Origin of the sequence: Rhodococcus sp. RS1C4 (genome assembly GCF_002258225.1) — a bacterium.
In the GTDB taxonomy this organism is placed as follows: domain Bacteria; phylum Actinomycetota; class Actinomycetes; order Mycobacteriales; family Mycobacteriaceae; genus Rhodococcoides; species Rhodococcoides fascians_E.
Map to the genome: position 1 here is coordinate 13,643 of NZ_NOXZ01000019.1, position 19,493 is coordinate 33,135.

The 19,493-nt window shown below is 64.4% G+C and carries 20 protein-coding genes; 8 read left to right on the forward strand and 12 right to left on the reverse strand.

Annotated features, from left to right (window positions below; translation table 11 throughout):
• Window positions 1–20 precede the first annotated feature (20 nt).
• The gene (gene argG / locus CH289_RS08150; RefSeq protein ID WP_019665258.1) at window positions 21–1,436 is read left to right on the forward strand and encodes an argininosuccinate synthase; all 1,416 of its coding nucleotides are present in this window, start codon (window positions 21–23) and stop codon (window positions 1,434–1,436) included.
• Between the two features lie 150 nt (window positions 1,437–1,586).
• Window positions 1,587–3,446 (forward strand): bifunctional diguanylate cyclase/phosphodiesterase, encoded by a 1,860-nt coding sequence (locus CH289_RS08155; protein WP_020110373.1) that lies wholly within the window; start codon window positions 1,587–1,589, stop codon window positions 3,444–3,446.
• Here CH289_RS08155 and CH289_RS08160 read toward each other — a convergent pair.
• The 3 genes from CH289_RS08160 to CH289_RS08170 are packed head-to-tail and all read right to left on the reverse strand — an operon-like array spanning window position 3,443 to window position 5,289.
• On the reverse strand, window positions 3,443–3,736 hold the full coding sequence (locus CH289_RS08160) for a putative quinol monooxygenase (RefSeq protein ID WP_019665256.1): 294 nt from the start codon (window positions 3,734–3,736) through the stop codon (window positions 3,443–3,445). The two genes, CH289_RS08155 and CH289_RS08160, sit on opposite strands and share 4 nt — an antisense overlap.
• 59 nt (window positions 3,737–3,795) lie before the next feature.
• A complete protein-coding gene (locus CH289_RS08165; RefSeq protein ID WP_020110374.1) occupies window positions 3,796–4,683 on the reverse strand; it encodes a spermidine synthase in 888 nt (295 codons plus the stop codon).
• 24 nt (window positions 4,684–4,707) lie between these two features.
• Window positions 4,708–5,289 (reverse strand): TetR family transcriptional regulator, encoded by a 582-nt coding sequence (locus tag CH289_RS08170; RefSeq protein WP_019665254.1) that lies wholly within the window; start codon window positions 5,287–5,289, stop codon window positions 4,708–4,710.
• A gap of 125 nt (window positions 5,290–5,414) precedes the next feature.
• Here CH289_RS08170 and CH289_RS08175 point away from each other — a divergent pair, with 125 nt between their 5' ends.
• From CH289_RS08175 to CH289_RS08185, 3 genes are all read left to right on the forward strand, one after another.
• Window positions 5,415–6,452: an NAD(P)-dependent alcohol dehydrogenase gene (locus CH289_RS08175; protein WP_094727739.1), complete on the forward strand. Its 1,038-nt coding sequence runs from the start codon at window positions 5,415–5,417 to the stop codon at window positions 6,450–6,452.
• 106 nt (window positions 6,453–6,558) lie between these two features.
• Entirely contained in the window at window positions 6,559–7,062 is a 504-nt protein-coding gene (locus CH289_RS08180; protein ID WP_094627236.1) for a PaaI family thioesterase, read from the forward strand.
• A gap of 16 nt (window positions 7,063–7,078) precedes the next feature.
• The gene (locus CH289_RS08185; protein WP_256977078.1) at window positions 7,079–7,666 is read left to right on the forward strand and encodes a winged helix-turn-helix transcriptional regulator; all 588 of its coding nucleotides are present in this window, start codon (window positions 7,079–7,081) and stop codon (window positions 7,664–7,666) included.
• Here CH289_RS08185 and CH289_RS08190 read toward each other — a convergent pair.
• The 3 genes from CH289_RS08190 to bla form a co-directional block, all read right to left on the reverse strand.
• Window positions 7,562–8,203: a LysE family translocator gene (locus tag CH289_RS08190; RefSeq protein ID WP_094727741.1), complete on the reverse strand. Its 642-nt coding sequence runs from the start codon at window positions 8,201–8,203 to the stop codon at window positions 7,562–7,564. The genes CH289_RS08185 and CH289_RS08190 overlap by 105 nt on opposite strands.
• Before the next feature lie 110 nt (window positions 8,204–8,313).
• The gene (locus CH289_RS08195; RefSeq protein ID WP_094727742.1) at window positions 8,314–9,291 is read right to left on the reverse strand and encodes an SGNH/GDSL hydrolase family protein; all 978 of its coding nucleotides are present in this window, start codon (window positions 9,289–9,291) and stop codon (window positions 8,314–8,316) included.
• A gap of 11 nt (window positions 9,292–9,302) precedes the next feature.
• Window positions 9,303–10,223 carry a class A beta-lactamase gene (gene bla, locus CH289_RS08200; RefSeq protein WP_094727743.1) on the reverse strand — a complete coding sequence of 307 codons (921 nt, stop codon included), beginning with the start codon at window positions 10,221–10,223 and terminating at the stop codon, window positions 9,303–9,305.
• Between the two features lie 272 nt (window positions 10,224–10,495).
• Between bla and CH289_RS08205 the strand changes: the two genes are divergently transcribed.
• The 3 genes from CH289_RS08205 to CH289_RS08215 all read left to right on the forward strand — a co-directional run bounded on the left by CH289_RS08205 (window position 10,496) and on the right by CH289_RS08215 (window position 13,656).
• On the forward strand, window positions 10,496–11,401 hold the full coding sequence (locus CH289_RS08205; RefSeq protein ID WP_094727744.1) for an MBL fold metallo-hydrolase: 906 nt from the start codon (window positions 10,496–10,498) through the stop codon (window positions 11,399–11,401).
• A 752-nt stretch (window positions 11,402–12,153) separates the two neighbouring features.
• Window positions 12,154–12,690 carry a hypothetical protein gene (locus CH289_RS08210; RefSeq protein ID WP_255182889.1) on the forward strand — a complete coding sequence of 179 codons (537 nt, stop codon included), beginning with the start codon at window positions 12,154–12,156 and terminating at the stop codon, window positions 12,688–12,690.
• 69 nt (window positions 12,691–12,759) lie between these two features.
• Entirely contained in the window at window positions 12,760–13,656 is an 897-nt protein-coding gene (locus CH289_RS08215) for a LysR family transcriptional regulator (protein WP_094709266.1), read from the forward strand.
• A gap of 71 nt (window positions 13,657–13,727) precedes the next feature.
• Here the strand turns inward: CH289_RS08215 and CH289_RS08220 are convergent, their stop codons facing one another.
• The 6 genes from CH289_RS08220 to CH289_RS08245 are packed head-to-tail and all read right to left on the reverse strand — an operon-like array spanning window position 13,728 to window position 19,489.
• Window positions 13,728–14,597: a dioxygenase family protein gene (locus CH289_RS08220; protein ID WP_094727745.1), complete on the reverse strand. Its 870-nt coding sequence runs from the start codon at window positions 14,595–14,597 to the stop codon at window positions 13,728–13,730.
• Window positions 14,597–15,697, reverse strand: a complete 1,101-nt coding sequence (locus CH289_RS08225; protein WP_019665242.1) for a maleylacetate reductase — start codon at window positions 15,695–15,697, stop codon at window positions 14,597–14,599. The genes CH289_RS08220 and CH289_RS08225 overlap by 1 nt, the downstream gene beginning before the upstream one ends.
• Window positions 15,694–16,419, reverse strand: a complete 726-nt coding sequence (locus tag CH289_RS08230) for an alpha/beta fold hydrolase (RefSeq protein ID WP_019665241.1) — start codon at window positions 16,417–16,419, stop codon at window positions 15,694–15,696. The genes CH289_RS08225 and CH289_RS08230 overlap by 4 nt, the downstream gene beginning before the upstream one ends.
• Window positions 16,419–17,216, reverse strand: coding sequence for an SDR family NAD(P)-dependent oxidoreductase (locus tag CH289_RS08235; protein WP_019665240.1), 798 nt, complete (start codon window positions 17,214–17,216; stop codon window positions 16,419–16,421). The genes CH289_RS08230 and CH289_RS08235 overlap by 1 nt, the downstream gene beginning before the upstream one ends.
• Window positions 17,217–17,264: 48 nt before the next feature.
• Window positions 17,265–18,470 (reverse strand): VOC family protein, encoded by a 1,206-nt coding sequence (locus CH289_RS08240; RefSeq protein ID WP_019665239.1) that lies wholly within the window; start codon window positions 18,468–18,470, stop codon window positions 17,265–17,267.
• 2 nt (window positions 18,471–18,472) lie between these two features.
• Complete coding sequence (locus CH289_RS08245; RefSeq protein ID WP_019665238.1) at window positions 18,473–19,489, reverse strand: fumarylacetoacetate hydrolase family protein; 1,017 nt, start codon at window positions 19,487–19,489, stop codon at window positions 18,473–18,475.
• Between the last annotated feature and the right edge of the window lie 4 nt (window positions 19,490–19,493).

Here is a 19,493-nt window from a genome sequence, read left to right on the forward strand (position 1 = left end):
CGAGCAGATACCATGCTCGCGTGACGAAGGTACTGCATGAACTTCCTGTCGGTGAGCGCATCGGCATCGCATTCTCCGGCGGCCTGGACACGTCCGTTGCCGTGGCGTGGATGCGTGAACACGGCGCTGTCCCGTACGCGTACACCGCCGACATCGGCCAGTACGACGAACCGGATCTGTCCGACGTTCCCGCCCGTGGCCGCGCCTACGGTGCCGAGCAGGCTCGCCTCGTCGACTGCCGCGAACCGCTGGTGGAAGAGGGATTGGCCGCGCTGACGTGCGGCGCCTTCCACATTCGTTCGTCGGGGCAGACCTACTTCAACACCACACCCCTCGGCCGCGCCGTCACCGGCACTCTGCTGGTCCGCGCGATGCAGGAGGACGGCGTCTCCATCTGGGGCGACGGTTCCACCTACAAGGGCAACGACATCGAGCGGTTCTACCGCTACGGTCTGCTCGCCAACCCGGAACTGCGAATCTACAAGCCGTGGCTGGACAAGGCCTTCGTGACCGAGCTGGGTGGCCGTCAGGAAATGTCGGTCTGGCTCACCGAGCACAACCTGCCCTACCGCGACTCCGCGGAGAAGGCGTACTCCACCGACGCCAACATCTGGGGCGCGACGCACGAGGCCAAGAGCCTCGAATACCTCGACACGTCGCTCGAGATCGTCAACCCCATCATGGGTGTCCGCTTCTGGGACCCCGAGGTCGCCATCGACACCGAGGACGTCACGGTCGAGTTCGAGCGTGGCCGTCCCGTCGCGATCAACGGCAAGCGCTTCGATAATGCCGTCGACCTGGTGATGGAAGCGAACACCATCGGCGGACGTCACGGTCTCGGCATGTCCGATCAGATCGAGAACCGCATCATCGAAGCCAAGAGCCGTGGCATCTACGAGGCACCGGGCATGGCGCTGCTGCACATCACCTACGAGCGCCTGATCAACGCGGTCCACAACGAGGACACCGTCGCGTCGTACCACAACGAGGGCCGTCGACTCGGTCGGTTGCTGTACGAGGGCCGCTGGTTCGACCCGCAGGCCCTGATGCTGCGTGAAGGCCTGCAACGGTGGGTCGGCAACGTCGTCAGCGGAAGCGTCACCGTACGTCTGCGCCGCGGCCAGGACTTCACGATCCTCGATACCCAGGGATCGAACTTCAGCTACCACCCCGAGAAGCTGTCGATGGAGCGCGCGAAGGACCAGGCGTTCTTCCCCGGCGATCGCATCGGTCAGCTGACCATGCGCAACCTCGACATCGCGGACTCGCGCAGCAAGCTCGAGCAGTACGCGTCCCAGCATCAGGTCACGGCGTTCGAGGATCTCGTCGGTCAGGTTCCCGCCGGTGGGGCAGCAGCCATTTCCGCGGGCGGGAACTCCGACCAGGTCAATTCGGACGCCCTCGACCACGCCGCCATCGAGTCCGGTACCGACTGACGTCCGACTGCCCGAAACCCCGTCGCATAACCTGATCGCTGGTACGGTTCGACCAGGTCGATTCGACGGGGTGGGGGCCCTCGAAGTACAGGGAGTGCGCCTGCCTCGCTCGACGCAGGCTCGATCGGCGTCGAGCGAACGAGAGGTCCAGTGACCGTGGAGGGTGTCACCGAGTCCGGTTCGGATTCGCAGACCGATCGGTCGCACCCCCAACCGCCGACTCGGCACGGCATCAACACCTACGAACCCGACGTCCCGGTCGCCGAAGCTCCCGAGGGTGAAGCCTGGGGACGAAAGCTGATCGGGCTTCTCACCGCGTCCTTCGGTATCGCCGGCCTGTTGATGATCCCGTCGGGGCAGTTCACCGACGTGGAATCGGTGTTGGTGGCGCTGGCGTCGGCGTCGACGGTTCCCGTTGCTCTCGCCTGGATCCTGGGCCGGTGGCCCAGCCGGCGGATGGCCAACGTGTACGTCCTGTGGGCGGACATCGGCATCCTCTTCGTTCTCCTCGCGCACGAATCACCGTTCGTGGCCATGCCTGGGTGCGCGATGTTCGCCATCGTCGCGCTGTTCGCCATCGTCGGAACGTCGCCGCGAGTACTCACTGCGCACCTGATTCTCGCCGCCCTCGTTCTTGTCTATCTCGCTGTGATGGCGGCCCGCAGCGGTATGGAACCGTGGTCGGTCGCCTCACGCGTCGTCACGATCGGCTCTCTCTTCATCACACCGTTCGCGCTGCGCCCCTACATTCGCTTCCTTCGTCAACGCGCACAGGTCGGACTCCGCGACTCGTTGACCGGGTTGTGGAACCGCCGCGGACTCTTCGACATGGTCGACCAACTGAACTACGCCCGAGCAGGCACGAAGGTGGAATCCCGAGCAATCGGCGTGGTGGTCGTCGACATCGACCGGTTCAAGGCCATCAACGACCGCTACGGACACCCGACCGGTGACGCCGTTCTCGTCGAGGTCGCAGACCGGTTGCAGCAGGCGGCGTCGACCGGGAGTGGAGACGGCAGAAACGACCCGACCACGGACTCGGTGGTGTCACGGCTCGGCGGAGACGAGTTCGTCTGCGTGCACATCGGCACTCGCGCCGAGGTCGACGACGCCGAGCAGCGGCTACGCGCCGCGCTGGAAGAATCGTTCAGCGGTCCGCCCTTCACGACCAGCGTCGGATCGGCCGGAGACACGACCATTCGCGGTGACGCCACCGGCACCCTCGTCCGAAAATTGATCGCGTTGGCGGACATCGAGCTGTACCGAAACAAACAGGAACACTCCGACGGAGATCCCCGCCGCTCGCACGATCCACTGCTGGTTCGGGACCGGATCGAAAGTCTCGTCTCCGACGGCGGCCTGACGGTGGTGTTCCAGCCGATCTGCGAGACTGCGACCACTGCCGTCGTGGGATACGAAGCGCTGTCGCGCTTTCCGTTCGGACACGGATCCCCACTGATGTGGTTCAAGGACGCGACCGCGGCCGGAGTCGGACCACAACTCGAACTGGCCGCGATCGACGCCGCATTGAGTGCGATGCACGTCCTGCCGGAGACGGCGTTCGTCTCGCTGAACGCGTCCGCGTCCACCATCCGCTCGACGGATCTGCTGTCGCGGCTGCGCCCCCACCTTCACTCTCGGGTGCTCTACCTCGAAATCACCGAACACGAACGCGTGGACGACTACCGGGCCATTGCCCGATCGGTCGAGGGGCTACGAGCGGCAGGCGTTCGCATTTCCATCGACGACGTCGGCGCAGGATTCTCCGGCCTCAGGCAGGTCGTCGAACTCAAGCCCGACACACTGAAGATCGACTACACCCTCGTCCATGGGATCGACACCGACCCGACACGGCGAGCGGCGACAGCGGCTCTCGCCGCGTTCGCGCGTGAGGTCGGTGCGACCTTGATCATGGAGGGCGTGGAGACGGAGGAAGAACTCCGCGTCGCCGTCGAACTGGACGTCGACATGGTGCAGGGTTTCTACACCGGTCGTCCGGTGACCACCTAGATGTCGGACACCGTGTACTTGGTCAACCCGGGCACGGCAGCCAACAGTGGACCCAACTCGGTGGTCTTGCCCGGACCTGCCCTGAACTCACGGTACTTGGCGTCCGCCTCCGCCGATTCCCAACGCTCGTAAGCGATCCAATGGGTCTCGTCCTCCTCGTCGACGAGGACGTCCACCCCGAGGCACCCCTCGAACGCCCGCGTCTCGGCGAGCACCCGTCCGAGAACCTGCTTGCCCTCGTCGAGGGCTTCGGGCTTCAGTGTCACATCGAGCAGGGCAACCAACGTCATGGTGAATCTCCTGGGTAGTTTCTTTTCGAGCATTCGGCTGTGCAGCTGTTCGGCCCAGCCTATGCCTCGTCGTCGGACAGCGGCTTCGCATCGCGGCAGAACGCCCGCACCCGCTCGTCCGTCCAGACCTGAGCGGGGACTGCGCCGCCCAGCAACTCCCGGGTCAGTGCCGGGTCGTCGCCGAGTGGGACGTCGCTCCCCGCGATCACGACGTTGCCGTAACGACGGCCCTTGAGCATCGCCGGATCGGCGACGATCGAGGTGTACGGGAAGATCTCACCGATGGTCGCGGCCTCACGCTTCGCCATCGTCAAGTCCCGGGTGTCACCGCAGTTGACCACGTACAGCCCGCCGGGGGACAGAACCCGTCGGACATGCTCGGTGAACTGCCGGGTGGTCAGTGGCCGCGGAGTCACCGCACCGGCGAACACATCTCGCACAACCAGATCGCGACTGTTCTCGGACAAGGTTTCGGTGACGGCACGCGCCTCGCCCACCCGGATGCGGAGCAGCGGTGCACGAGGTAGATCGAACCAGTCACGTACCAACTCCGCGAGCTTGCCGTCCAACTCGACTACCACCTGCCGCGCATCGGGATACACCGCCGAGAAGTACCGCGCGAGGGTGCACGCGCCACCGCCGAGATGCAGGGCCCGCAGCTTGCCGTTCGAGGATGCGGAGCGCGAAGCAGACGTGCCCGAAGAATCGTGATGCTCGACGAGAGACGCGATCCACCTCATGTACTCGAAATCGAGCCGCTGAGGATCCAGGGCGTCGATGTGCGAGCTGGGTACGCCGTTCACCTCGAGCGTCCACCCGTCGGCGGACAGGGAATCGCGCACGAGTGTCGCTGTCCCGGTGTCGATTCGATACTCGCCGGCCTCGGCCGTTCCCGAGCGCGCCGCGGGCGGTCGACGGGATTTCGGACTGCGCGCCTTCGCACTCATGGTCGTGGTCTCATGGTCGCCGTCTCATGATTGCGACACACAGAACGCGCGTCGGACGGTCTCGGCGAGAGCCGATTTGCGGCGCTCGTGTACGGCGTCGCTCTCGTCGGAGTCGGCGACGTGGACTATCGCGGCCTGCGCCCACGTGGCTGCCAGTGCAATCACCATCGACCAGAGATCCTCCACGGCAACGTCGTTCACGACCGTCCCGCGCTTCTGCGCGTCGTGCAGCGGAGCCAGCTTCTGATTGTCGTGGTCCTCGCCGCGGTGGTGGAACAGATTCCCGGTCGGGGTTCGTTCCAGCCGCGCCCAGGTCAGCAGACGAACCAGCTGAGGGTCGCCCAGGTACATGTCGTACAGCGACGTGACGTAACCCGGCAGATCGTCGGCATCGAGGGGAACCCCGGCAATGTCTTCGTCGACGCGGGTGTCGAAGACCGTGTCGAACAGCTTGTCCTTGCTGCCGAAGTAGCTGTAGATCTGAGACTTGTTGATGGACGCGTTCGCCGCGATTCGATCCACCCGCGCGCCGGCGATTCCGTAGCGCGCGAACTCCTCGGTCGCGGCATGAAGTATCCGCTCCCGCGTTGCCACTGCGTCACCCATGCGCGCCAGCCTAGCCTGCTGTAACCAACTGGTTGGTTGCATCCTCGGCAAAAGCAGCTACGGTGGTGTGACCAACTAGTTGGTTGGAACCATCCGCCGAACACATCGACACCTCGGGAGACGCCATGCGAGCCACGACGGGATACCGCGCCACAGCACCGAACACCCCGCTGGAGAGGGCCGTTCTCGAACGACGAGAACTGCGGCCGGGCGACGTCGCCGTCGAGGTGTCGCACTGCGGCGTGTGCCATACCGACCTGCATCTGACGAGCGATCCGTCCGGCACCTACCCGGTGACACCGGGCCACGAGTTCGTCGGCACCGTCGCCGCCGTCGGCTCCGACGTCACGGACTTCTCGGTGGGCGACGCCGTGGCGGTGGGCAACATCGTCGACTCCTGCGGTCGATGCGACATGTGCGTCGCCGACCAGGAGAACTTCTGCCGCGAGTTTCCGACACTGACTTACGGCGGAACCGATCGAATCGACGGGACGACGACGATCGGCGCGTACTCGCGGGAATACGTGGTCCGCGACGCGTTCGTCTACCGCCGCCCGGTCGGCCTCGATCCGGCCGCCATTGCCCCGCTGATGTGTGCAGGTGTCACCGTCTGGGAACCGCTGCGGCGATGGAACGTGGGTCCGGGAGTACGCGTCGGGATCGCGGGGATCGGCGGTCTCGGTCACCTCGCCGTGAAGTTCACTCGAGCACTGGGCGCCGAGGTCACGGTCATCACGACGTCGGCGACGAAGGTCGGCGAGGCCGCCGCACTGGGCGCCGACAGCACGGTAGTGTCCACGAACACCGAGCAGATGTCCGCCGCGCGCGGGAGCCTCGATCTGATCGTCGATTGTGTACCCGTTCCGCACGACGTCGCGCCCTACCTGTCGCTTCTCGCCTTGGACGGCACCCTGTGCTCGCTGGGTTTCCTCGGTCCGCAGTCCATCGAGATCATGAACCTTCTCGTGGGCCGGAAGTCCTTGAGCTCGGCGGGAAGCGGTGGACGTCGCTACACGCAGGAGATGCTGGATTTCTGCGGAGAACACGGGATCACCGCGGATGTGGAGACCGTGCCGTCCGCCGAGGTGGGCCACGCGTTCGATCGGTTGAGGAAGGGCGACGTTCGCTACCGATTCGTCCTCGACATGTCCGATCTGGACTGAAGCCCCCACTGCGACGAGGAGTCGCCTTCGGGTCGACTTTGCGGGAATGGGAGCCGAGGCGCATACTGACTTGCATCGTGCAAGTCACTAGCCGCTAGGGGTAGCCATGCTCACCGAGGAACACCAGCGTTCGCAGACTTTCTCCTGGGTCAGCCCCCGAGAGGTGCTGCGTCACGCTTCGACGCTGAGCGGATTGGAAATCATGCAGGCGGTGGCCTCCGGCGAACTGCCACCACCGCCCATTGCGGTCCTCATGCAGTTCGCTCCCGTCGAGGTGAGCGACGGCAAGGTCGTCTTCGAGTGCACACCGTCCGAAGCGCACTACAACCCCATCGGTACCGTGCACGGCGGGTTGGCCTGCACCTTTCTGGACACCCTCGTGGGCTGCGCCGCGCACACGACGCTGCCCGCCGGCGTCGGCTACACCTCGATCGATCTGAACGTCAGCTACCTCAGAAACATTCTCGACACCTCCGGTCCGCTGGTCGGGACGGGAACGGTCACCAAGCGGGGCTCACGCGTGATCTTCGCCGAAGGTTCGATCGTGGACAAGGACGGTAAGCTCGTCGCTACCGGCACGAGCTCACTGCTGGTCATCCCTCCGAGGTAAGGCCGAGGTACAAACCGTGCAGCGCAACGCTTTCGACACGATGGGCTGCCCTATCGCGTCCGCGCTCGAACAGGTCGGCGAGTGGTGGACGCTCCTGATCCTGCGCGACGCCCTCGACGGCTTCACCCGGTTCGACGAGTTCGAGCAGAACCTCGGCATCGCGCCGAACATGTTGACGCGCAGGCTGAAATCGCTCGTCGAATCCGGGTTGCTCGAGCGTCGCCGGTACAGTGATCGGCCTCCGCGATTCGAGTACGTCGCCACGCAGCGCAGCCGTGAACTCAGCTCGGTCATCGTGGCGTTGTACGCGTGGGGCAACGAACACATCGAACACGAGGACCGAGAGGTCGTTCTCGTCGACGCCGACGGCGAAACCATCGACCCGGTCTTCGTCGATCGGCGTACCGGACGCACTCTGGCCGAGAGCAGAGCTCACTTCGTCGCCGGGCCTGCCGCGTCGGACATGATGCGCGAACGGCAGGATCCGGACAAGCGGCGCTCACGCAGGAGCCGGGCGGCTTCCGTCGGTCGCGAGCCGAACAGCCAACAGGCCCAACACAGTTCCCATGACGTAGCGCTGCATCCTCATCCAGGTCGGACGTAACGCCAGGAACCGAGCGATGGACCCGGCACCGACGACGATCAGCGCATTGACGGTCACCGCGACACCGATCTGCACCCCACCCAGGGCGATGCCCTGCAGGAACACCGAACCCGCCGCGGGATCGACGAACTGTGGAATCACCGAGATGTACATGACGGCCATCTTGGGGTTGAGCAGGTTGGTGAACAGCCCCATCGTGAACAATCTGCGGTTCGAATCCCGATGCAAGCCCTCGACTTCGAACACTTTCGTCGTACCGCGCACAGCCGAGACAGCCAACCACAGCAGGTAACACGCGCCGACGATCTTGATCACGAGATACAGCGTCGGGACCGCCGCGAACACGGCAGCGAGGCCGAGATTGGTGGCGATCACGTACACCACCAACCCCAGCGCGACACCGCCCAAGGACACCAGTCCAGCACAGCGTCCCTGGGAGATGCTGCGCGACACCAGATACACCATGTTGGGGCCGGGAGTCAGCACCATCGCCAGAGCGACAGCGAAGACCCCCAGCACAGCTGCCGTGGACACCATGCCTCCCACAGTGTCACCGACGGACGCCGATGTATCGGTCCACTTCTACGATCCTGGCCCGCTCACTCTTCGGACAGCTGATCCGGTGCGCCCCCGTCGGGCGCAGTCGGCTAGAGACCGATCGAATCCGCGACGACCCGGGCGAATGCCGCCATTCCCGCGGCAGTGGGATGCAGCGGCGCTGCGGGATTCGCCGGAACGACACCTTCGAGGTACCTCTCCGCGGGTGCGGCACATGCATCGTGTCCGACGCTGACCGGACGCACGTCGACGAACCGAGCACCGTGCTCGGTTGCCTGCTGGGCCAGTGCGTCGTTCATCCGGTCGACGCTCGCCTGCAGATAATCCGCATCGCGGGCCCACACCGCCTGCGTTCCGTAACACCCACCGGGGCGAACGTACGTTCCGTATCCGACGACGACCACCTGCGCGTTCGGCGCCCTCTCGCCGATGGCCTCGAAAACCTCACCCCACCCAGGAGCCGCCGCGGCGATGGCGTCGGCAAGCACATCGGTGCCTCCGGCGGTCGATGCGTCCGCGCACGACTCTCCGTTCGGCTCCGGTGAGAAGTTGACGCATCCGCGGGCCTGCCCGACGAGGTCGACGTCGTTGCCGCCGATGGTGACGGTCACCAGATCGGTGTCCGACGACAACGCATCGAGCTGCAGCGGGATCGGCCCACTGTTGGTCTGTTGTTGCTCGGTGACGATGTTCTCCGACCGCGCCCCGGAGCAGGAGACGTCCGTGAACGACGCCGCACCGACGAGCCCGGCGAGGACATGCGGATAGTTGGAGTCGGACTGCAGGCACCCGGGCGTCCCCGTCGACCGGGGAATCAACGGCCCCGATGCTGCCGAATCACCCAGTGCCACGTAGTCGATGTCCGTGCCGCCGGAGACCGTCGGCGTAAGCGATTCGAGCCCGGGCGATTCGAGCACGGACGACTCGAGCCCGGACGACTCGACCGCGGAGGACTCGGGAGCGTCGGGGGATTCGGTGGAGCAGGCGGCCAGCATGCTCACCGCGCCCAGGACGAGTGCAGCAGTGAACCTGGTGGATACAGAAATCCCCAGTGCTGCGCGCCGCATAGTGGACGACGTTACTCCCGCGCGACGACTTCCCGGACGGCGTCTGCGACCAACTCGTTCATGGCCGCGGCGTCGGGATCGTCGTTCGCGGTTCTCGACAGCACGACCACGAGAATTCGCCGCCCGTCGGGCCCGAGCAGAAGACCCGCGTCGTTGGAGACTCCATAGGACCCGGTGCCGGTCTTGTCCGCCGTCGTCCAGCCGGCTGGAACTCCGGCTCGGAAACGGGTGTCCGACGTCTGCGTGCCCGCCATCCAGTCCAGGAGCGTGGCTCTCGACGAGTTCGACAGCGGCCCGTCGGTGAGCAGGGACCGATATCCCGCGGCGAGGCCGGCCGGGGTCGTGGTGTCGCGGTCGTCGCCGGGCAGGGCGGTGTTCAGGTCGGGTTCGATGCGGTCCAGACGGAACTGAGCGTCGCCGAGGGATCGCGCGAACGCCGTCAGCTCGCCGGTCCCGCCGACTGCGTCGATCAACAGGTTGCCTGCGGTGTTGTCGCTGCGGGTCAGTGCGGCCACGCACAGCTGTTCCAGAGTCACCACCTGGCCGGCCTCCCAGTCGATCGCCGATTCCGGCACCTTGTCCTCGGCCTCGACGATGCGTGTATCGGTCAGCGACAACGTCCCGGCGTCGGCAGCGGCGAGTACGGCACCGGCCGCATACACCTTGAAGGTCGAGCAGAACGCGAATCGCTCATCCGCCCGATAGGTCGTGGTCACCTCCGAACCCAGGTCGACGGCGAACACTCCCAGCCGCGCGTCGAACCGCTGCTCGAGCGCGGCGAACTGCTTCTCGGCGCCGGTCGGCTGTTGTTCGGAGGCATCCGACTGCCTGGATCCAGCGGGGTCGGGGGAGGGGTCCGTGCCACAGGAGACCGCGAGAGCCGCCGAACCTGCGATGACGAAGAACTGCCTACGAGATCGTGTGTGCGCCATGCGTCCCAGGAGACCACGAGTACCGATTCACAGGAACCTCCCAGTGCCGACGGGCCCGTGTACCTGGTCGGGCCCGCATTCGACCGGTACCCTCGACCGGGTTCACCTGGAATACATACGAAAGACGAGACACCTATGATCACGAACTTCATCAACCTGATCCTCGGCGGCGTCGGCACCGCGTCCGCCGGCAGCAGCGGCTTCGAGTTGCAGCCGGGCGTTCTCCCCTTCGGTCTCTGACAGTTCGCTCTCCTCTGACAGCCCTCCTTCGGGTGTCCGTCACGGGTGATCGGCTGCCGATCTGCGCGACCTGCGGAGTCCAGTACGACCACGACTCCGCAGGCCGCGACGTTCTTCCCGCCACGTGCATCATCTGCGAGGACGAGCGGCAGTACGTCGGCTACGACGGCCAGCGATGGACGTCGCTCGCGGAACTCCGGGAGCAGGGCCACAGCGTCGAGATCCGTGAGGAAATTCCGGGTCTGTGGGGACTCGCGACCTCCCCCGCGCTCGCCATCGGACAGCGTGCACTCCTCGTCCCCGGCCACGGCGGGACCGTCATGTGGGATTCGGTCACCTACATCGACGACGATGCCGTCGACCGAGTCGCCCAGTTGGGCGGCATCTCCGCGATCGCACTGTCGCATCCGCACTACTACAGCTCGATGGTCGAGTGGTCCCACGCCTTCGACGACGCCCCCATCTACGTTCACGAACGTGACGCCCGTTGGCTGACGCGGACCGACAACGTCGTCCTGTGGTCCGGTAAGCGCACGGAAGTACTGCCCGGCCGCACCCTCCTCCGTGCAGGCGTCCACTTCGACGGCGGAACGGTCATGCACTGGGCCGACGGCGTCGACGGGCGCGGGGCGCTGTGCGCGGGTGACATCTTCACCGTGGTTGCCGACCGCCGCTGGGTCGGTTTCATGTACAGCTATCCCAACTTGATTCCCGAACATCCGGACACCATCCTGCGCGCCGTGAACATGGTTGCCCCGTTCGGCTTCGAATCCCTCTACGGCGCATGGTGGGACCGGATCATCACCGACGATGCCCACGCGGCGGTCGTCCGCTCTGCCCGACGGTACTTCGAGCACATCGGCGCCCGCGAACACGCACTCGCGCTGGAAAAACCGGGCACTGTGGACCGCGGCGTTATCCACAACCGTCCCGACTGACGCGGTCGTCGTTGCCGTCCACTGCTTCTCGCCGCTCGCGAACTACGGAATCGCCGTCGTCACGATCTTGACCCTGTACATCGTCAACGGAACGGTGAAGAACGTTCTCATCGCGACCATTACGAGCTCACAGAAACTGGCCGACGAAGGTAGCCACCCTGGCGATGAGCAGACCAATTGTCGGTAGTGAGTTCCGCAGTGAGGTCCGTTCCAGCGGAGCTGTAAATCGCCAGGCAGTTCATTCTGCTCGAGAACATTTGCGGTCAGGTCACACCGCGAGATTTGCTGCCGCCCAATTCATGTGCTGACATGCTCCTTCCGCCGGCGCGAGAATCGCTGGGTGCAGACGGCGTCGACTGGATAGTAGTTTCCCCCGGTGTCCATGTTGCCCAATGCTTTTACTCGCCCGGCAGCCTCTATTGACAGCGGATCGAACCCTCGAGATTGCTCCACGAGTGCAGGAGAGTCTCGCTGTCCGCAGATCTGCAGAGTAGACGGTGGAAGTCCAACTCGGCTTCGATTCGGCGGCCGCATTGTCCCGAACCGTGATGCCGCGATCGCGCAGTACTCCGGTGGCTCTTGTTGCTGCGAAGCAGTTCTCCGCAAAGTAGCCTTGGCGCGTCGAGCATGACAAACCCAGCCGCAATCCACTATCTCCGACATCGGCCATGGTTCCGGTGATGCGTCCGAGACATGACAGCTTGATTAAAGTTGTCGGCGTCAGCGTGCATGATCCCTGCCACACTTGTTCGATGACGTCCACTCTCAACGAACAGTCTCGCATCACGATGCCTCGCCCGGTTGACATGGAACCGCCACTCCAGTATTCGTCCTCTTCGACGCGAATGACGTTTCGACGCTTGGTAGTAGCCCTGAGTTCGCAGCACAACAACGACTCGCATGTGCGGCAGATCCGTGCCGCGGATCTGGGAACTGCAACATCCATACGCAGACAGGTCACTGCCGAAGACGACCAAGCGGTGGTACTACTCGATCTCGAGTTCCTGATCGCACCGACTGCACGCGCTGCACGGATCACCTATGCCGGTCTCGCTGACGCAGGCGATCCCGTTACCTCCACCGTTCGATACATAGGAACGCCGTCTGGTTTGGCCTGCCTCATCGCCGACATCGGTGCGGCACACGTAGCGGACGGGGTCACCCTCACCGATCTAGGAGACTCGGAGTCCGCTGATCTGTTCGTGACGGAAACTATCGCGGTTCTGGTCAGGGACGGCACCCTCGACATCGAAACGGCCGAAGCGCTGCGAACCGCCGCGATCTCGTGACTTCCTCTGCCGGGTATGAGGCAGAATGTGTGCACAGTATTACATCCGCGGCGAGGAAGTGACGGTGCCATGGAAGTTCGTGAACTCGAATGGTTCGTCGTTCTGGCGCGCACAGAGAATGTCACCAACGCCGCGGTCCAGTTGCATGTCAGTCAGCCGACGCTGTCGCGTGCGTTGGCCCGGATCGAACGCCAGCTCGGCGTCAAGTTGTTCGACCGGAACCAGAACCGTCTCCGGTTGAACAAATACGGCGAAATCTATCGTGCCCATGCGATGCGAGCTATTCAGGAACTGGCCCAGGGTGAGGAACGAATCAGGACCCTGGTGGATCCCGAGCGCGGAGTAGTCTCGATCGGCTTTCTCCACTCCTTCGGGTCCTGGCTCGTGCCGTCATTGTTGGACCGATACCGCGCGGCGGCGCCGCTCACCACTTTCGAACTGGAGGGCGGTGCGGCCGATTCCATAGTCGAAGCCGTGCGAAGTGGGCGTATAGACGTGGGTTTCGTGGCACCGCGGCCCAACGCCGACGATCTCGCCTGGGTGGCGCTCGGGCGCGAACTGCTCTGCCTCGAAGTGCCCCCGGGCGACGAGTTCGCCGATCGGGAGTCGATTTCGATCGCTGAGATCGCCACCCGCCCGATGATCGCCCTAGGACCGACGTACGGCCTGCGCCACGTCGTGGACAGACTGTTCGACGATGCCGGATGCGTGCCGTCGATCAGCATCGAGGCAACCGAACTGTCGACTTTGCGTGCGCTCGTGCGACACGGAAGCGGTATAGCGATCGTCCCGGTTCCGCGCGCGGATCAGCAGTCCCCCACGGTGACTGTTCCGATTTCCGACGCCAATGCCTTCCGCTTCTACGGCGCGATCACCCGCATCGACGGACCGACCGGACGTGCAGCGCAAGCGTTCTTGGACTACGTGACCGGGGAGTTCGCGACCTCGGTTCTCGAGGACGAGTGACGGTCTCCAGAGGGTTCCGGTGGCGTCGTCGGGCCGGTCGCTCGAGCGGCCCGACGGCGCACTCGATTGCTCTAAGCCGGAGCTAGGACGATGTCGAACGTGACGTCGGTCCACGACGACACCGACCGACCTTCGGGCGCCGGGCCGGACGAGTGGCGCGTGAATGACTTGATCAAGGACTCCTTGACTCCGAACACAGCGTCTTTCCAGCCGATTTCGTCACCGTCCACGAAGATATGAGTTACCAGTCGGCGGAATGCCGGCGCGGTAACCATGAAGTGCAGATGACTTGCTCGCATGGGCGAACGACGTACTGCAGCAAGCATTTCTCCCACCGGCCCATCATGCGGGATCGGGTACGGCGTCGGCGTCAAACCCCAGAATCGGAACTCGCCGTTGCCGTCCGCAAACAGATGTGCTCGGGCCGCCGTTCGATCATCGCTGTACTGGACGTCGTACCGTCCGTCCTCGTCTGCTTCCCAGACCTCGATCCTTGCGCCGGGAACCGGATTGCCTTCGATATCACGAACGCTACCGGTTACCCAGCACGGCTCGCCTGAGGCGCCGAAGGCCATGTCTCCTCCGAGTTCGATGTGCGGCGCACCGTCTACGAAAAATGGCCCGAAAACGGTTGCCTCCGTGGCATTTCCGCACGGTGGATTGTTCATGCCGATCACCTGCATCGATAGTCCGAGCACGTCGGAAAGAAGGATGAACTCCTGACGAGTGTCCGTGCAGGCCTGCCCGGTTCGGGTGAGAAATGCAATCATGGCATCCCATTCGGCTTCGGTCAGACGAAGCTCCCGTGCGGCAGCATGGACGTGACGGACCACCGTCTCCATGATGGCCCGAAGCCGGGCGTCCGACGTACCGTCGAAGGAGCGGACGACGGTGTCGACCAAACCCTGCTCACGAGTCGTCTGAACGTCGTTCTCGGTCATCACTTCTCCTGAGAATCGTTGTTTCCGAGCGGATCGCCCGCCCACGCGGCCGCTATCAACGAACGTAGATCTGCCCGATCCGCAGGTCGCGGATTCGAAGCCGGCACCAACTCGCACACAATGTCGGCAGCATGATCGATACCGTTCTCCGGCATACCCAGTTCGCGCAGCGAATCGACGACTCCCAGTTCGCGACGGAAATCGTACAGACCTTGTGCCGCCGGTGCGACACCCAGCGCATGCGGTGCACTACCCAGTGCATCCGAAACCCGTTGCGCAGCAGTCGGTGCTGCAGCGCCGTTGAAGTCCATCACGTAGGGCAACACCACCGCGTGCGTTTCAGCGTGCGAGAGCCCGAAGGCGCCCCCGAGGACATGACAGATCTTGTGATGAAGCCCGCTTCCCGCGGATGCGAACGCCACTGCCGCGAGGTACGCGCCATAGATCGTGCCTTCTCTGGCGTCGAGGTCGTCTGTGTCGGCGGCAATCCCGCGTAGGCCCGGCACGAGGGCCCGCAACCCTTCTGCACCCAGAGCAGCATTGATGGGATCGGCATTCGGCGCCCAGAATCCGTCGACCGCGTGAGCCACGGCATTGAGGCCGGACGCCACCGCCATCGGTCCGGGCAGGGACGCGAACAGCGTCGCATCGTAGATCACGATGCGCGGCAGCACATTCGGGCTCGTTCCGGTGGTCTTCCTATCTCCGTCGGTGTGGCCCCACACACTCGTTGCCTCCGACCCGGCAAACGTGGTCGGAACGGCAACGATCGGTATACCGGTCTCGCGGGCGACGTATTTGGCCAATCCTGTGGCCGAGCCCCCACCGATACAGACGACGGCGTCCGCCGACGCGCTGCGGGCCGACACAACCGCGGCCTCGCCACTGGCCACCGGCACGTGTTGAATTACCTCGCCGACCCGAGCGACGACTGGGACTCGTCGGGCGACGCCGTCGGCGATCTCGCCGACGAAGGAGTCCGCGACGAGCAGGACGCGTGAGGCACCGAGCGCATCGACCGCTGCTGCAATGTCGTCGACCGCACCTCCGCGCCGAAACATCACACGCTGCCCGGAGGTGGTGTGGTCGAAGGACTTCACTGCCCAACCTCGGCAGACACGTTCGACGTCGCTGCGATCCCGGCGATCCATCGACGAAGTACACCGGCGACGGCATCGGGCGCCTCGAGGGTCGAGAGGTGACCGACGCCGTCCAGGAGGTCGAACTCCGCGCCGGGCACCGAGTCGGCGACTTCCCGGCCGAGATCGCTCGGAGTGATCGAATCCTCGCTCCCCGCGATCACCACGGTGGGCACGTCGAGTGACGACAACTCGTCGCGGCGGTCGTCGCGCGTCATGACTGCTATCTGCTGCTCGACGAACACGTCGACGCCCAGATCGAGCGCCATCAGGGCCGCTGACTCGGCGATGTCCGACCGCCCCGGCGCGACCGCCGAGGTGATGAGTGCAACCGCCTGCTCGAACTGTCCTCGCCTGGCCATTTCGACGACGCGGAGGGAGTTGGCCCGACGGTGTTCGTCGGCCGCGATAGCGGAGGAGTTGAGCAGGGCGAGTCCGGCCACCCGCTCCGACTGCTCGCGTATCGCGACGTCCAGCGCCACGTATCCACCCATGGAGTTTCCGGCCAGGAGGAACCTCTCGGGACTGCGCTTCAACACGCTGTCGGCCATCGCTCGGATCGAGTTACCCTCACCCCGAACGACAATGGTTTCGAGGACGCCTGCAAGCCGGTCTGCAACCGGCTGCCACAGCCTGTCATCGCACCCGAGTGCGGGGACGAACACCAGCGGCGGGAGCGCCATCACGAGGCCGCCCCGTCCACAGCGAGAATGCAGCCGGAGGTGAATCCGGCATCCTCGGACACGAGGTAAGCGACCGCGGCCGCGATTTCCGTGCCGGTACCTGTCCGACCGACCGGGATCGCTGCACGTGTAGCCGTCTGCGCGTCCTCGGACAGTGCATCGAAGATCGTCGTCACGCGGCCTTCGTTGGGCAACACCAGGCCCGGCGACACCGCGTTGACGGTGATACCCGTCTTGCCTAGATCCTTGGCCAACTGCTTGGTGAAGCCGTTGATCGCAGCCTTGGAGGCGGCGTAGGGCAACCGGGCGCCGACCGTGCCCGACGGTCCGGCCAACCCGTTCGCAACTGCAGACGAGAAGTTCACGATCCGGCCGTATCCACCTCGCTCCATGAGGGACACTGCCTCACGACTGCAGAGAAAGGCACTGGTGAGGTTGTTCTCCAGCACCTTTCTCCAGACGTCGGCACCCAGTTCGCCGAGCTGCCGCACCGGATCTGTACCACTGCCGCCCGCGGTGTTGACCAGCGCGTCGAGTCGACCGAAACGTCGATCGATCGACTCGAAGGCTGCGACCACAGCGTCCTCGTCGGAGAGGTCGACCACTTCGGTGGACAGCTCGACACCGGGTGTCACCCGCGCGATGTGCTCGCGTGTCGCATCGAGCCCGGACTTCTGCATGTCGAGGAGAACGAGCGCGAAGCCCTCTCGCGCCAATCGCTCGGCAATCTCGGCGCCGAGGCCCTGCGCAGCGCCGGTAACCGCCGCGACGCGCTTGTCGATTCTGTGTTCAGGCACGTGTTTCCTTGGATTGCAGTGTGCGTGGAAGGGTGTTCGAGGATTCCGTCACCCGAGCGGTCCCCAGAACGTCTCGCCGCCGTACGTGTCGGACATCGGCTCCAGCGTCTCGGGCCAGATGCCGGCCTCGACGACGCGTCGACTCTCGGGAGGCCGAACTGCACCGTCCCAGCCAACCTGCTCCATGTAGTAGTAGAGCTGCATGACGTGGCCGTCCGGCCCGACCGCATGTACGGCGTAGTCGATACCCGGGTGGATCTCGGGAGGCAGATCGATCAACTTGACGCCGCGCTGTTCGAGAAACTCCTTGGCCTTGCGGAGCTGCTCGTACGATCCGAGCTGAATGCCGAAGGACAGGAGGGTGGATCCGTCACCCAATCCGAGTGATTCGCGCGCCTCGACAGGGAAGAGCGCAATGCTGTGATGCTCGGTGTTGGCCCGCATGAACACCCCGCGATGCCCGAGGACGGTGGTTTCCTCGGACTTCACGAGCCCGAGAGTCTCGGTGTAGAACCGCTCTGCCGCGTCGAGATCGGCGACGAAGATGCTGACCGGTCCGATACGAACAGGTTTGAACGGACGGGCCAGGAGCACGCCGCCCACGTCGTATGTCTTGGGCAGCGTGTCGATCCACCGGTGACCGGAGGTCAAGTCGATGCCCTCGGCCTCTGCGTCTTCGAGCTCGGTCGCCTCGGATCGCGTGGGCAGATCGGGGTGCTCGTTTGCCCACGGCCACATCACCTCGGGTTTGCTCATCCCGTCCCAACCGACCTGCTCGATGCCGTACTCGAGCTCGTTGGTGTGTCCGGTGGGATCCGGAAAGTACGTGTGCCAATTGGATCCTGGGTCGCGGCCGTAGCGGTCGATCTTCGAACCCTGCTCCTCGAGCCACAGCCGTGCCTGCACCACCTCACGCAAAGATCCGACCTGCCAGGTGATCTGGTTGACCGTGATGTCGCTTCGAGCGGGGTTGTCGTTCTTGTCCACCCACGAGCGCGGCATGATGACGAAGGTGTGGTGGTCACTGTTGTGACGCAGGAAGTAGATCTTGGTGTCCGCAACGCCGTCCAGCCACGGGCCCGGATCGTACTTGTTCAGATCCAGCATGTCCGCGACGACGAAGCCGAGCAGATCGCGATAGAAGCCGACGGCCTCGCCGGTGTCGGCCACGCTGATACCGAAATGATTGAGCCTACGAATCTTGAACGGGCGCTCGTAGGAAACGCCGCCGACGGAATACTTCTTCTCTCCCATTTCTACTGCTCCCCACGCGTTCCGGATACAGTATTGGTGATCGAACCGATCAACGACGAGCTGATCTCGACCACATCCCCGGGGTCGAGGAACTTGGAATCGTCGGCAAAGCTGCCGTCTGCGTCGCGAGCGCTCGAGTCGACGGCCGTCCCCTTCGGCGTACCGCCGCTGATCAGATCACCGGGAAACAGCGTGGAGTCTCTGGACAGGTACTCGCCGAGGGATGCGAAGTTGTGAATCATGGATTTGGTGTTGCCGCTTTGGCGGATCTCTCCGTTGATGCGGGCCTCGACCGGGATGTCCTGTGGATCGAGTCCCTCGTCCACCACGATCCACGGGCCGACCGTGGCAGCGCCGTCGAAGTTCTTGGAGTACTGGAAGTCCGGGCCGAACGAGACGTTGTCGCGAATGGACCAATCGTTGACCAGGGTGTAACCCCAGATGTAAGAACCGAATTCGGCGGCGGAGATGTCCTTTCCGCGTTTGCCGATCACGACTGCGACTTCGGCCTCGTAGTCGAGGAGATCGGTGCGCCGCGGAAAGGCGAGGTCGTCGCCATCGGACGACACCACCCGCGGGTCTTTGATGAAGTACTTCGGCCCACCGGCGACGAGCCGGTCCAGGGTCGCCTTGTCGTTTCCGCTCGACGTGTTGCTCGCCGCGGCTTGCATGTGATCGGCAAAGTTGGCCAGTGCCGCGAAAATTCGTGACTTGCCGTCGATCGGCGCATACAAGGCGACCGAGTCCAACGCGTGAATCAACTGTTCACCGTCGATGCCGGTCGTGACCGAGCTTTCTGCGAGGTGATCGAGTGCAGCGCGGGACCCCGCGAGCGCGTCGTCTCCCTGCTCGATGAACCCATTGAGATCTGCCGGAACCTCGTGTGCGGCTCTGGCTCTGGGACGAACGCTGTTCTCGACGTCGGCCAGGTATCTGGCGTATGCGCCGTTTATGTCGACGATGTCGTTGTCCAGAACGACGCCGACGCGTCTGCCCGGCCCGAAGACTGCGATTTTCATAGCT